The sequence below is a fragment of the Brevibacterium sp. CCUG 69071 genome (genome assembly GCF_021023135.1).
Classification (GTDB): domain Bacteria; phylum Actinomycetota; class Actinomycetes; order Actinomycetales; family Brevibacteriaceae; genus Brevibacterium.
Genome location: NZ_PGFV01000002.1, coordinates 519304 through 532949 on the forward strand (window position 1 = coordinate 519304; position 13646 = coordinate 532949).

The following is a 13646-nucleotide window of genomic DNA, read 5'->3' on the forward strand; positions in this document are numbered from 1 at the left end:
TGTCCAGCCAAGAAACCCGCGGAAACGCGGGGGCCAGAGCAGGACAGGATTGGTAACAGAATATGGGGATGATCGGTTTCGACGTTGGACACTGCGTCGGGAGAAGCGGGCCGAGAATGCAGAGTCATCTCGTTAATGTCCTCTGCAAACCAATAGGTGCTAAGTCTAACAACCGCACCGATTTCGCCCTCGCTGCCTGATAGAGCGCGAGCTGCGAATCCGTCAGCCTAGAGTTGCTTCCGCTCTAGATACTGGCGTCGCTTAGGAAGCCACTGCTTCAGATACATGTTGGGGGTATCTGAGGGACTCTTACTCAACTCCGTTCGTTGGTCTACGTGTTCGTGCGATGACCAGAACCTAAGAAACTAGTTCACGAACTGCGCCCGGAGAAGTCCTGACAATCTGCCGACGGACGCGGGTTCGATTCCCGCCATCTCCACTTTCAGTCAAGCCCCGCTTGCCCTTGTAAACACTGGGCAGGCGGGGCTTTTCTCATGCCCGGAATCCGCGTCTGCCCAAGAATTGCCCAACCTCGATTTCAACGAGCCGCCGACCGGCACTATCCTGCGCTTCGGCAACGACGCACAGATCTGTGTCGAGAGACATGGTGGCAGGGCGGGCCCGCCAAACGCTAGAACCGACCGTGAGGCGATGGGACCGGCGGTGACTGTTTCTCGTCTGGCTGACGAGCATCGAACTGCGTGCGCCGAGATACTTGGTGAACTACTCGATGCCTTCGTAGAAGTTGAAGTTGAGCACAGATGGAGGCTTTGCCCTCTGCCGCGATGTATCCCCACAAATACTCAACTGAGTGGAGGACCGAAACTATGCTGCTCCGTCTAGCTTGCGCTCTCAATAGCGGGCTGAACAAGCGCGTTACCCGGGGCTTGACGCTGATAATGGAAAGTGCCCGCGGAAGCAGTGACTCAGGGCTTGACTGACGACTCTCGGCAGAGAGCCTGTCCTCCGCTTGATTTGTCCTGCTTCCGCGAGCACCAAGTCAAGGATCGGCCGGTTCATGACCTCATAGGAGCATGATCGGAAACCATGACGAGTTCGCATTCTCATGGTACCTATCTCGTCAGCGTCTTGTCTGTGCCAGCCGATCCTCGATCCGCACCGATCGAGGAGGAAGACCGTTGGGCCTAGCTTTTGACGACACTGCCGGCTTCATCGCCGGAGTCGACACCCACGACCAAACACACACGCTGGCGATCTTGACCAACACCGGCGGCATCGAATCCACGTCGACATTCGACGCCGACAAACACGGTTACCAAGCGCTCATCGACACTCTCAGCACCACAGGCAACATCCTGGCGGTCGGCGTTGAGGGCACCAACTCCTATGGGGCCGGGCTCACCCGCGCCCTCGTTAATGCCGGCTACACTGTCACCGAAGTCCTACGCCCCACCCGCCAGGTGCGACGCCTGCACGGCAAATCCGATCCCATCGACGCAGTCGCCGCCGCACGTACGGTGCTGGCCGGTGATGGCACCTCGCACGCCAAGGACACCCAGACACCAGCCGAGGCGCTGAGGTTCCTGCTCACGGCCCGCACTCAACTCGTGCATGCGATGACAGCGATGATCTCGTGCATCCGATCCTTGCTGGTCACCGCGCCAGAAGACCTGCGCGCTACCTACCGAGGGATGCCGACGGCGAAACTGATCTCCCGGCTGGCCACCAGCAGGCCCGGCAAAGCCACCACACCGGCTGCGGCAGCCGCCTACAGCCTCAAACAGATGGCTCAAACCTACAGAGACCACCAAAAACGCGCCGATGAACTCGACAAACAAATGAACGCCCTGCTCATCGATGCCTACCCGAACCTGCTGGCCATCTATGGTGCCAGCACCGTGACCGCCGCCGAACTGGCCGTCACTGCCGGCGGCAACCCGGAACGCATCCATTCGGAAGCAGCCTTCGCATCGTTGTGTGGGGCTGCACCCATTCCGGCTTCGTCAGGCAAGACGAATCGGCATAGAGTCAATCACGGTGGTGACCGTCGCGGCAACAAGGCCCTGCACCGGATCGCGCTGGTGCGCATGCGTCATGACCCTCGCACCCAGGGCTACGTCCAGCGCCGGCTGGGCGAAGGCAAGACGAAGAAGGACGTGCTCAGGTGTCTCAAGCGGACCATCGCCCGCGAGGTATATAAAGCGTTGACACGACCCCAGGTCATGGATACAAGTGCGGCCGAGGGCCAACAGCTCGCCCACGAACGCATACGCCGCCATATTTCCCTGTCTCAGGTCGCCCGGGCGTTGGATACTTATCCCGCGAGGATCTCTGACATCGAGAAGCATCGACGCCCGCTTCCCACTCTCACCGACGAGTACAGAAAATGGCTCGAAGCTGCTTGACACACAATAGGAGCATCATTCTCAAGTATGCGGAGCTGATATTTTTGGGACCGACTGCCCGAGATGCCGTTAACGTTGCCTGAACGGCACTGCGTACCTGCGGTGTGTTGATGGCAATTTGCCTGATGTTTTTCAGTCGATCACAAAACTGCTGTGAATAGATGAAATTGAAGTCGTCACTCATATCAGCATCCTGTCTCCGGGAAACTACATACTGTGTGTCAACGACTGCCTACCGCAGAAACGTCTCTCATCGTCTTTGCCGTCTTTCGAACGCGAACCCTTCCGCCCGTAACCGCGTCGCCCGTTCCGCAACATCCGGGATTCAACTGCATGCGGCGTCAGTGTCCGCGAGCCCCTTGAGCATGATGTGGTACCTCTCGGTCGGGAGCTCGATGCGCTGGCACAACGAGTCGCGGGCAGCCGCGCTATGGTCGGTCTTCTCCAAGTCGAGGATCATCCGATCGTGCCTGGAGAGCTCGTTCACGGTGCCAGGAAGCATAAGAGTCAGTGTGGCATAGACGGATCAGTAGTAATCGATCACCAACGCCGTCGACATCAGTTGCAATCGCCAGCTCGATCGTAAAGTTTTCCTGCAATTCCATACTTTCGTGGGAGGTGGCGAAGCCATGCCGCCGCATACGGTTGCCTTACATCGAGAAAGGATGTGCAAATGGCCGCAACTAGAAGAAGCGTTACGGTAGTCGCTTCAATCGCCAGTTCAACCGCACTGCTGCTAGGGACCATAGCCCCCGCGCAAGCAGACACCCCCGCAACGCTCCATGAAGTGTCGACAACCAAATTCGTAGACGACACCTGTGTCCAGCAAGTCGCAGAAGCATACGAGAAGGTTGGACAAACGGCTGAAGCGAAAGACCTTGAACTCTGCGAGGGCAAGGTCACCGTCGAGGAAGGCTCTACTGAAACGGTCGATGTCGCAGAAGCCAAGGCGTTCGCTGCCACCGAGGACATGAGTAAGCAGGAAACAGCTGTGGTAGTCAAGGCAGCGAAGGCAGGAAAGATCAAGAGCAAGAAGTGGAAGCACGCCTACTGGGGCGGATCCAATTACGAGAAGCATGCAGGCAGAACCTACTGGAACGGTTCAAAAGCATGGGTCAAGAAGTACAAGGGTAAGACCGGCTACCACACCTGCCACTCCGAAGGATCATGGCAGGTTGGCTGGTCAGTGAAGCCAATCAAATGCACCAAACCCAAAGCTGGCACCTACGCTGATTCATACTACCGATTCGATGCTTCGCTCTTCGTGAAAGGCAGCCCAGTCACTCTCGGAGTGGGCCTGCACTACCGCACGTCTAAGTCAGGGGCAGTCAAAACCTGGCAGGTCGGCGGCTAGGATTACATCAAACATCAGAGCAGTCAGAACGAGACAGATGCAGGTGCAAAACATGGCGACCGAGCAACGCGAACGATTCATCTCAAAGACAGAATGGAAGTTCATCGGCTTCCTTGCGCTCGCATTTGTGCTGACACCGATCTTCTACGGCCTGCCCTTGCTTAGCCCTCTATTTGCCCTAGGCACTAGCGTCCGTCGGCATAAGGCAAAGATGGCGTGGCTCTGGGCAGTCTCATCGCTCCTGGTTCTGATGTCGATCGCACCATTCATCCTACGGATCGCCGGATTGAGTAACTTCGTAGTTGAATGATGGTGCGAGTGTCAACTTTGACCGCATCTCGGAGCAAGGCCGCATGATGTATGCAATTGAAGCAATCGGTCCCCTAGCCTGAACGGCTAGGGGGCTGTTTGCGTCTACCACGTTGAATCACACTCCCGCGTGTCGTACCTAGTAGCTCCTCCGTGTCCAGCCGCATGCTCACCCCGTAGGGCCGAACGAGAGGAAAGAACACGTCGTCCACCGGTGTTCTTTCTCGATTGCGTCGAGTTTTCGCGTCGCAACACCTGCAGTGGCAGCTTCCACGTAGGGAGACGGCGCCGTGAAGATATGACCTGCTCTTCAGTGTCTTCGTCTCCTTGAGAGGCTGCTGTTGAGGTGACTGCGAAGCTGAGAAGGAGAAACGTCAGGGTTGTGCAGCCCGGTGCAGGTTCATAGTGGTGCTTCCGGTGTGGTCAGAGTCCGTTTGTTGTTAGCAGCTCACGGACTGACACTATGCCGGGTGTGGCGTCAGACGCATCCGTCGCAATTGTGAAATCTGATCAGTTTCAATCTGAACCGATGGCGAAGAGTCTTAGCCTGGACTGGAGCCAGCTCCGACACTCATGGTCGGGCCGCTGCTCATTGACATAGCAAGAACAGATGGCGGGAATCTAACCCGACTTCCAAGCTCATGAGTTCACGCGGATGACTTCCTCCTGATAGGGCGCGATGACCGTGCCGGAGATCCGCAGGTCGAGCACGAGGAACTTCCGCTCGTCGACCGGGGCCGCCTTCCACTCCTCGATGACGTCGAGGTCCGCAAGCGTCCGCACCGCGACTCCGTGTCCACCGGCCGCGGTCCCCAAGGCCGCGAAGTCGATCTCATCGATGAGCATGGGTGACTTGTCCAGCCCCTTGAGACCGTAGAGGTTGACCTCGGCCCCGTAGGCGGCGTCGTTGAACACGACCGTGATGCCGCGCCCACCGGCCGAACGGATCGCCGTGTCCAGGTCGGACAGGGCCATGGCCCCGCCTCCGTCGCCGGTGGTGAGCACGACAGTCGAGTCCTGGTTCGCTCGGGCGGCACCGGCCACACTGTGCCAGCCCAAGCCGATCGATTGGAACGCCGTTCCGACCATGGCCAGACGGTCCGGTGCGGCGGGCTCCCAGAACATGTTCGCCCAGGCGATGAAGTGTCCACCGTCGGAGACGACCACACGATCCTCGGGCAGAAGCTCGCCGAGGCGGGCCGCAGCTGCACGCGGATCCAGTCGTCCATCCTCGGCGAACTCCGTGCCGACCTCATAGGCCCGGTCAGCGACGGTATCGACGCTCTCCCGCCACGCCGAGGCGGCCCGACCGGAATCCGCATCGCGCGCCTCCAGCCGCGCCTCCACCCGTGCCGCCAACTCACCTGCCGCCACCCGGGCATCGGCACGGACGAACCCGCTCACACGGGCGTTCGTCGCCCGGTCGTCGACATCGATCTGCCACACCGAGGTCGTCGGCGCGAAGAGCTCACCGAAGCGCATCGTGAACTGGTTGAGCGAGGCCCCGATGACCACGGCCACATCGGCCTCCCGGATCCGCTCCATCGCCCCCGGTGCCCCGAACCCGCCGGCCACGCCGAGGTCGTACTCGGCACCGGGGAACACATTGCGTCCCAGCGCGGTCGTCGCTGTCAACGCCCCGGTCGCCTCGGCGAGACGCCCGAGTTCCTCCGAGGCCCCAGCCAACCATGCCCCGCGACCGGCGAGGAGGAACGGGCGCTGCGCCTCGGCGAGTTCAGCGGCCAGACGGTCAAGGGCCGTCTGCGCGAACTCGCTCGACGGGGTCAGGGGAGTGGGCCTGCCCGGGCCCGGCACCTGCGGGATCTCCCCGATGTCGAGGGTCGCGACATCGTAGGGGATCGCGAGCACGACGGGCACCCGGTAGGTCAGGGCATGTTCGATGGCGGTCACGGTCGCCGCGGCCGCATCCACCCGCCCCACCGTGTAGGTGCGCACCCCCACGGCCGAGGCCATGGCGATCTGGTCGACATCCCACGGCCGGGGCCCCGATGTCGGCTCATCGCCGACGACGAGGACGAGGGGAACCTTCGCCTGGGCCGCCTCGGCGAGGGCAGTGAGCGTATTCGTGAACCCGGCACCATAGGTCGTGGTGGCGGCGGCGATCCGACCCGAGGTGCGGAAATGCGCATCGGCGGCCACGACGGCCCCGGCCTCGTGCCGGACCGCGGTGTAGTTCGCCGAGGTGGAGGTCAGCAGGGCGTCGAGGAAATAGGCGTTGCCGTTGCCCATGAGGCCGAAGACCTCATCGATGTGATGAGCGAGGGTGTGGGCGACGTGGGCGGACGTGTGCGGCATGGCAGACCTTTCAACGGTGAGATATGGAAGAAATGATCCATATATGTCTCACACGCGGTCTCCGCGGCTTCGCGCCCCTTTTTCGGGCGCCGGCTTGTCCTCAGCAACCGGCTGCGTCGCTGACACCGGCCTGACCCTTCGAATATAGGGGACGCGTGCCGCCTGCGCCAGTCGGCCCCTACCGGCTCAGGCGCTCCTTCCACTCGGCCATGACCTCCGGGGAGGTCGGCTTCGAGACGAGAGAGCCGATGACATAGCCGAGCAGCGAGGCGATGAGTCCGAGGTAGATCGCCTCATTCGCATAGATGCCCATCGTGATCATGATGACGATCGTCGTCAGGGCACCGAGGAGCATGCCGGCCATCACACCGACGATGGTGCCGCGCCTGAACACCAGCCCGCCGAGGATGGGGATGAACAGCCCCGCCACCAGCAGGTTGTAAGCCACGGTCAGCGCCTCGACGACGCTGGGCATGATCATCGCGAGGATGAGCGTGACGACGCCGAGCACGATGAGGTAGATGCGGGAATCCCGGATCTCGTCACCGGTCTCCCGGACCAGGGACCTCATCAGCGTCGACTTAGCGCCGCCGTTGCCGGCGCCGTCGCCGGCGGCGTCGCCAGCACTGCCACCTTCGACGGGGTCGGCTGCGCTCGTGACCGGAGTGACATCCTTGCGTGCCAGCACCGGTTCGACGATGTCCTGTCGGCACACAGTCGAGGCCGCCATGAGCGACCCCGATGCCGTCGACATCATCGCCGCCAGCGCCGCGGCGAGCACGAGTCCTGCCAACAGCGGCGACATGGCCGCATCGACCACGGCGACGAAGACGTCGTCCTGGATCTCGATGCCGGGCACGATCTTCGTGGCCGCCATGCCGATGAGCGCACCGGCCACCGCATAGAGCAGGCAGTACACGCCTGCGGAGAACCCGCCCCACCGGGCCACACCCGGTGAGCGGGCGGTGAACACGCGCTGCCAGATGTCCTGGCCGATGAGGAGGCCGAGGGTGTAGATGAGGATGTAGCCGAGGATCGCCTGCCAGCCGATGCCCACCGGCGAGGTGTGCGATTCCGGCAGGGAGGCGAACAGCTCGCCCACGCCTCCGGACTTCGTGAGCACGATCGGGAGCATGATGAGGAAGATGCCGACGGTCTGGATGATGAACTGCACGAAGTCGGTCAGCGTGATCGACCACATGCCGCCGAGCATCGAATAGAGGATGACGATGCCGCCGCCGATGAGCACCGACCAGAACTTGTTGAGGTCGAACAGGGCATGGAAGACCGTGGCGTAGGCGACTGTCGAGGTCGTCGAGATCATCAGCCCGTAGGCGGTCATGATTGTGCCCGACACCAGCCGCGAACCCTTCCCGTACCGGAGTTCGAGCATCTGCGAGACCGTGTAGATCTCGAGCTTCTGGATCTTCGGGGCGAACAGCAGTGAGAGCGCGATGATGCCCAATCCGATGCTGAAGACCAGCCACATGCCCGAGAGCCCCGAGGTGTAGCCGAGCCCGACCCCGCCGATCGTCGAGGCCCCGCCGAGGACGACCGCGGACATCGTGCCCGTGTACAGCCAGCCGCCGAGGCGGCGGCCGGCGACGAGGAAATCGTCCTGATTCTTCGCCTTGAATCGGCCCCAGATGCCGAATCCCACCATGGCGGCGAGATAGATGATGACGACTAGTGAGTCCACGTCGACCCTTTCCTGTGCGGCTGTGTCTCAGCCGTTGGTGATGTGAATGGTGGTGGGGACGCTGGCCTGCAGCGCCGCGGCGACTGCTTCGGGCAGCTGCTCGTCGATATCGGCGGCGTCGATGCGCACGCCGATGCCGCCCATGGATTCGCCGAGCTTCGCGAAGTCGGGACGGGCCAACCGGACCGCGAACGGTGCCATCGACCGGTCGACCATCTGCGCTTCGATCTCCGCGTAGCCGCCGTTGTCGACGATGACGAAGGGGATCCCGAGACCCAGTTCGGCCGCGGTCATCAGCTCTTGGATGGAGAACATGGCCCCCCCGTCGCCGAGGATGCACGCCACCGGACGCGCGTCATCGGCGAGTTTGGCTCCGATGGCCGCGGGAATCCCGTAGCCCAAGGTGGCGAAGCCGGGCATGTAGAGCAGCTGGTCGGGCGTGCTCGCGTGCAGCGCGTGCACGGTCCCGTCATAGGTGACCTGGGAGGAGTCTCCGGCGACGACGACGCTGCCGCCCGCACCCTGTTCGACGAGCCGGGTGACCCGAGCACCGATCGAATCGACGTCGAAATCCGGTCCCCAGCTCTCCCGGACGGCCCGGGCGCGCTCGCCCCCGGACTCCCGCGCCGAGGTGGTTTCCCGCGCCGAGTTGGCAGCTGGGTTCCGCTCGTCCAGCTCGTCCAGCTCGGTCATCAGGGCGGAGAGAAATTCGCTCGCATCCGCGCAGGCGAGGACGTCGCCCGGCAGGTTCTTGCCCAGCTGATCGGGGTCGATATCGCAGCGGATGACGAGCTGATCTGCCGCGGCGTCCCGGACTCCCACGGAGGTCTGAGCGCCGATGAGCCCGCCCCACAGATCGGAGTCGGCGAGTTCGGAGCCGAGCACGATGAGCACATCGGCGGCGGCCGATTCGGCCTGGACGCTGGGGAACCGGACGTTCGAACCCAGGGACAGCGGATGGTCCTCGGGCAGGATGCCCTTGCCGTTGGCGGTCGTGGCCACCGGAGCGTCGATGCGCTCGGCGAGCTCGCGCACCGCCTGACTCGCCTTCCTGGCCCCGCCGCCGGCGACGATGAACGGACGCGCGGCACCGGCCACCGCCTCGGCGGCGCGAGAGACGACCCGGGCATCGAGGCCCGGTGCACGTCCCAGGATCGGCTTCGGCACGCTCCCGTTCCAGTCACCCTCGAGTACATCGAGGGGCACCTCGATGTGGACGGGACCCGGGCGGGCGGAGGCGAACATCGCGAACGCCTCGGCGACGGCCTGCGCCGCACCTTCGGCGGTGCGGGTGCGCTGGGAGGACACGAGCAGATGGGTCAGCGCCCCGGAGGAGTCCTTGGTCTCGTGGAGCATTCCGACATCGGCGCGTTCGAGTCCGGTGGGCACACCGGGGGAGAGGATGAGCATCGGGCGTGACTCTGCATAGGCCGTGGCCGCGGCGGTGACGACATTCGTCAGGCCCGGTCCCGAGGTCGTGATGACGACGCCCGGCTTGCCGGAGACGATGTAGTAGCCGTCCGCACCGTAGCCGGCACCTTGTTCGTGGCGGGGCGTGATGGCCCGGATCCCGAAGTCGGGCAGGTGCCGATAGAACTCGAGATTGTGCGTGCCGGGGATCCCGAAGATCGTATCGACACCGTGGGCGGCCAGGGTCTCGACGACGGCGCGACCGCCGTTGCGGAAGGACTCCGCCGGCTGAGACGGTGTGGTCCCCGATTGGGAAGCTGTACTCATCTCAGACTCCGAGGGCATCGCCGGCGGGGCCCGTCGGGCCGGTGGCACCGCCCGCCTCGGCGGCCCATAGGGACAGGATCTCGTAACCGACGTGGGCGGCGGCCAGGCCGGTCACCTCGGCGTGGTCATAGGCGGGCGCGACCTCGACGATCTCACCGCCGACGACGTTGAGTCCCTGCAGCCCACGGATCGAGTTGAGCAGCTCCCGGCTGGTCATGCCGCCGGCCTCGGGGGTGCCGGTGCCAGGTGCGGCGGCCGGATCGAGGACGTCGATGTCGATGGACAGGTAGACCGGGGCGTCGCCGAGGCGTGCCCGCATCCGGGCGACGACGTCCTGGACGGAGCTGAACTGGTAGTCGTCGCTGCGGATGATCTGGAATCCGAGCACGGCATCGTCCTCGAGGTCCTTCTTGCCGTAGAGAGGGCCGCGGATGCCCACGTGCATGCACGATTCGAGGTCGAGCAGTCCCTCTTCGCTGGCCCGGCGGAACGGTGTGCCGTGGGTGTAGGGAGCGCCGAAGTAGGTGTCCCAGGTGTCGAGGTGGGCGTCGAAGTGGAGGACCGCGATCTTGCCGTGCGTCTTGTGCAGGGACCGCAGGTTCGGCAGGGCCAGGGTGTGGTCGCCGCCGAGAGTGAGCAGCTTCGCTCCGTCGGCGCGCAGCTCGTCGGCGTTGGCTTCGACGGTGGAGATGGCCTCTTCGATGTCGAAGGGGTTGACCCCGAGGTCACCGCAGTCGGCCACCTGCTGCCGGGTGAAGGGGTGGACGTTCGTCGCCTGGTTGTAGGGGCGCAGCAGCTTCGAGGACTGGCGGATGTGGGCCGGGCCGAAGCGGGCGCCGGGGCGGTAGCTGACACCTGCGTCGAAGGGGATGCCGATGACCTTGACGTCGATCTTCTCGCCCGGACGCTGCGCCTGCACCTCGTCGATGCGGGGCAGCAGGCCGAAGGTCGGCGGCCCGGCGTAGCGCGGAGTCTTGCTGTAGTCGGCGGGGCCGAGGGGTTCCTGAGTCATGACGCTCCTTCATTCGATGCGGCATCCGGTGAGGCCGTGCTCCCGTGCGGCGGCGGCCCCGGTGATGCGGATCCTTGCTGAGAATGACATCAGCCTAGAACGTGGCCCGGGCAACACCGATATCCACAGTGGATGAATTGAAATCATCGGGTGCCATCGTGGATAGGATTGGTCCATGGTCACCCTCAATCAGCTGCTCGCCCGGACCGAACTCGCCCTCGACCTCGTCGTCGACTCTCCGTCGGCCGGGGACCGGAACGTGACGATCGTCCACTCCTCCGAACTGCCCGAGGTCGACGAGTGGCTCGCCGGGGGAGAGGTGCTGCTGACGATCGGGGTCGGACGCGATCTCGGTGCGGACACCGCGGCGGACTACCTCGCCCGGCTCAAGCGGGTCGGAGTCCACGCCCTCGGCGTCGGCCTGGGTTCGGACCTGCCCTGGCAGGAGATCCCTGAGTCCCTGATCGCCCACGCCGAGGCTGTCGGGATCGGTCTCTTCGGCGTGCCCGAGCCGGTGCCCTTCGTCGCCGTCGTCGACGCCTTCACCCGGATGCGTGAGGAGGAGACGACCCGGGAGCTGCATCGGGCCAGCACCGCCGGCCGGCGATTCGCGACGACGCTGACACGGCAGGGGCCGTCCGCGCTCGTCGACGATCTGGCCGAGACCCTCGGAGCACCGGTGCTGTTCGTCTCACCGACCGGCAGGTCACTGACCGGCGGAGACGTAGCGGCCGGTGCTGCCGGCGATTGGCTGACCGGCGTCGCCCGGGCACAGGTGCGTCGAGAACTCATCGCCGAGTCGCTCAAGGCCTCGATGGCGCCGCGGCTGATCCGCACCGCGGCCGCCGAGCGCTCGGACATCGTCGAAGCGGTGCCCATCGGCGATGAGGAGGTCCGCGGGTGGATCCTCACCCCGGCCGAGGGCAGCGGCAGCTCCCGCACCCGGTCCCTTCTGCTCTCGACCGCGGCCTCGCTGCTGGGACTGAGCTTCTCCGACCAGGCGCCGCAGCGGGAGGAGTCCGCACTGTTCACCACTCCGATGAGCGTCGCCGAAGCCCGCGCCGAATGGGTGGGCCGGACGGGGCTGGCGCCTGTGAGTCGAGCGCATCTGCGCATCTTCTCCGAGGTCCGCGGCGAACTCGCGGAGACGCTCATGTCCGATCTCTCGCCCGGGGTGCTGCCTGCGCGGGCAGGGTCGATGCTCGCGGTGATCGGTTCCGGCGCGGACAGTGAGGAGGAGCTGATCGACCGTGCTGCCGAGATCGTCGGGGTCAAGGAGCTGGCGGAGAAGACTCTTCCGCTCACTCAGATCCATCACGCGTGGTCACTGTGGCGGACTCAGCATGAGGCCCCCGACTCGGATGTCCGGGCGCTGCTCTCGGCGATCGACGAGGCCGCGGCCAGGCGTTTCGTCGACCGGGTCCTCGGCGGTCTTCTGGGCGCCAAGGATGCGCCGATGCTGCTGGCGACCCTGCGGGCCTTCGTCTCCGCCGGGGGAGTCCGGGATGCGGTGGCCGCCGAGCTCGGCATCCACCGGCACACGGTGCGGGCGCGCATGACCAAGATCGAGGCCCTGCTCGGTCGGGATCTCTCCCGCGCCGAGGAAGCGCAGGCGGTGGCGATCGCGCTCGAACTCGCCGAGCACTGAGGAGACTCAGCCGATCACTGAGACAACTCAGCCGAACGCCAAGCCGACTCAGCCGAAGTGCTTCGCCCGGAACTCCGCGGCGATCTCGAGGACCCTATCGAGTCCCTCCGGTGCGCCGATGCTGATGCGCACTCCGGCGCCGAGGTTGCGCACCGCGACCGCGCGGTCGACGCAGGCGTCTTCGAAGGCCTGGGACAGCTCGCTCAGCGGTAGCCACACGAAGTTCGCCTGCGCCTCGGGCACGTCCCAGCCTTGGCCGCGCAGCGCCTCGGCGAACTCATCGCGGACCGCTGCGATCTGTGCGGCACGATCGAGGATCTCGTCCCAGTGGTGCAGGGACTCCAACGCGGCGGCCTGACTCATATCGGTCACACCGAAGGGGATGACCGCCTTGAGCAGTCCGTCGATCACGGGTCTCCGAGCGACGGCGTAGCCGACCCGCAGACCGGCCAGGCCGTGGGCCTTGGAGAATGTGCGCAGCAGAACGACGTTCGGGAAGTCGGCGACAAGCCCGAGACCGTCGACGACGCCTTCTGCGGTCGCGAACTCCCAGTAGGCCTCATCGACGGCGACGAGCACATGCTCGGGAACTCGGGCGAGGAAGCTGCGCACCTCGTCATCGCGCAGAGCCGGACCGGTGGGATTGTTCGGGGAGCAGAGGATGATCAGACTGGTGCGATCGGTGATGGCCGCGGCCATGGCAGCGAGATCGTGGCGACCGTCTGCGGTCAGCGGCACCTCGCTGCGCGCGGCGCCGGCGAGGCCGGTGATCTGCGGGTACATCTCGAACGACGGCCACGGGTAGATCGCCTCGGTGCCCGCGTCCGAGGTGATCTGTGTGAGTGCGACGAGCAGTTCGCTCGCCCCCGTGGTGACGATGAGTTCGTCTCTGTCCACGCCGAGGCGCTCGGAGAGTTCCGTGCGCAGCGCCAGGGCCGCATCGTCGGGGTAGAGCGCCGGATCCTTCGCATGCGCGGTCATGGTCTCGAGCACGGCGGGCAGCGGGGTCAGGTGGTTCTCATTGGACGAGAGTTTGAACGGTTTGAGTCCCTCGACTCGCCGAGGCGGCTTCCCCGGAATGTAGGACGGAAACGTCTCCAGCGCCGGCCTCAGGCGCGGGGTGGAGACGGGGTGATCGGCGGGGTCCGGAGAAATCATGGACTCATGCTCTCACAGAGCCGCCGGCACGGATCCGTCCGGGTGCC

10 protein-coding genes and 1 other RNA gene are annotated in these 13646 nt (G+C 64.6%); 5 read left to right on the forward strand and 6 right to left on the reverse strand.

Annotated elements, in window-relative coordinates; genetic code table 11:
* Positions 1–64 precede the first annotated feature (64 nt).
* Together ssrA and CV023_RS07585 are read left to right on the forward strand one after the other, a co-directional pair.
* Positions 65–442: a transfer-messenger RNA gene (gene ssrA, locus CV023_RS07580) on the forward strand.
* A 592-nt stretch (positions 443–1034) separates the two neighbouring features.
* Entirely contained in the window at positions 1035–2366 is a 1332-nt protein-coding gene (locus CV023_RS07585) for an IS110 family transposase (protein WP_230744866.1), read from the forward strand.
* 325 nt (positions 2367–2691) lie between these two features.
* On the opposite strand, the gene CV023_RS07590 is transcribed toward CV023_RS07585, so the two are convergent.
* Positions 2692–2868 (reverse strand): DUF3263 domain-containing protein, encoded by a 177-nt coding sequence (locus CV023_RS07590; protein ID WP_269067196.1) that lies wholly within the window; start codon positions 2866–2868, stop codon positions 2692–2694.
* 171 nt (positions 2869–3039) lie between these two features.
* On the opposite strand from CV023_RS07590, the gene CV023_RS07595 reads away from it, so the two are divergent.
* Positions 3040–3720: a hypothetical protein gene (locus tag CV023_RS07595; protein WP_230744867.1), complete on the forward strand. Its 681-nt coding sequence runs from the start codon at positions 3040–3042 to the stop codon at positions 3718–3720.
* Positions 3721–3772: 52 nt separating this feature from the next.
* Positions 3773–4030 carry a hypothetical protein gene (locus CV023_RS07600; protein ID WP_230744868.1) on the forward strand — a complete coding sequence of 86 codons (258 nt, stop codon included), beginning with the start codon at positions 3773–3775 and terminating at the stop codon, positions 4028–4030.
* 638 nt (positions 4031–4668) lie between these two features.
* Here the strand turns inward: CV023_RS07600 and CV023_RS07605 are convergent.
* The 4 genes from CV023_RS07605 to speB all read right to left on the reverse strand — a co-directional run bounded on the left by CV023_RS07605 (position 4669) and on the right by speB (position 10793).
* A complete protein-coding gene (locus CV023_RS07605) occupies positions 4669–6345 on the reverse strand; it encodes a thiamine pyrophosphate-binding protein (protein ID WP_230744869.1) in 1677 nt (558 codons plus the stop codon).
* A gap of 178 nt (positions 6346–6523) precedes the next feature.
* Positions 6524–8044 (reverse strand): sodium:solute symporter, encoded by a 1521-nt coding sequence (locus tag CV023_RS07610; protein ID WP_230744870.1) that lies wholly within the window; start codon positions 8042–8044, stop codon positions 6524–6526.
* 27 nt (positions 8045–8071) lie between these two features.
* Positions 8072–9781, reverse strand: a complete 1710-nt coding sequence (locus CV023_RS07615; protein WP_230744871.1) for a thiamine pyrophosphate-binding protein — start codon at positions 9779–9781, stop codon at positions 8072–8074.
* A gap of 1 nt (position 9782) precedes the next feature.
* Positions 9783–10793, reverse strand: a complete 1011-nt coding sequence (gene speB / locus CV023_RS07620) for an agmatinase (protein WP_230744872.1) — start codon at positions 10791–10793, stop codon at positions 9783–9785.
* A 175-nt stretch (positions 10794–10968) separates the two neighbouring features.
* Here speB and CV023_RS07625 point away from each other — a divergent pair, with 175 nt between their 5' ends.
* Positions 10969–12441 (forward strand): PucR family transcriptional regulator, encoded by a 1473-nt coding sequence (locus CV023_RS07625; RefSeq protein ID WP_230744873.1) that lies wholly within the window; start codon positions 10969–10971, stop codon positions 12439–12441.
* A gap of 48 nt (positions 12442–12489) precedes the next feature.
* Here the strand turns inward: CV023_RS07625 and CV023_RS07630 are convergent, their stop codons facing one another.
* Entirely contained in the window at positions 12490–13599 is a 1110-nt protein-coding gene (locus CV023_RS07630) for a histidinol-phosphate transaminase (protein WP_230744874.1), read from the reverse strand.
* Positions 13600–13646: the final 47 nt, after the last annotated feature.

What these genes read in the sequence shown, in the direction of transcription:
- speB (WP_230744872.1), bottom strand. Translation starts at nt 10,793, where the DNA reads ATGACTCAGGAACCCCTCGGCCCCGCCGACTACAGCAAGACTCCGCGC.
- CV023_RS07595 (WP_230744867.1), top strand. Translation starts at nt 3,040, where the DNA reads ATGGCCGCAACTAGAAGAAGCGTTACGGTAGTCGCTTCAATCGCCAGT.
- CV023_RS07600 (WP_230744868.1), top strand. Translation starts at nt 3,773, where the DNA reads ATGGCGACCGAGCAACGCGAACGATTCATCTCAAAGACAGAATGGAAG.
- CV023_RS07615 (WP_230744871.1), bottom strand. Translation starts at nt 9,781, where the DNA reads ATGAGTACAGCTTCCCAATCGGGGACCACACCGTCTCAGCCGGCGGAG.
- CV023_RS07630 (WP_230744874.1), bottom strand. Translation starts at nt 13,599, where the DNA reads ATGATTTCTCCGGACCCCGCCGATCACCCCGTCTCCACCCCGCGCCTG.
- CV023_RS07585 (WP_230744866.1), top strand. Translation starts at nt 1,035, where the DNA reads ATGATCGGAAACCATGACGAGTTCGCATTCTCATGGTACCTATCTCGT.
- CV023_RS07625 (WP_230744873.1), top strand. Translation starts at nt 10,969, where the DNA reads ATGGTCACCCTCAATCAGCTGCTCGCCCGGACCGAACTCGCCCTCGAC.
- CV023_RS07605 (WP_230744869.1), bottom strand. Translation starts at nt 6,345, where the DNA reads ATGCCGCACACGTCCGCCCACGTCGCCCACACCCTCGCTCATCACATC.
- CV023_RS07590 (WP_269067196.1), bottom strand. Translation starts at nt 2,868, where the DNA reads ATGCTTCCTGGCACCGTGAACGAGCTCTCCAGGCACGATCGGATGATC.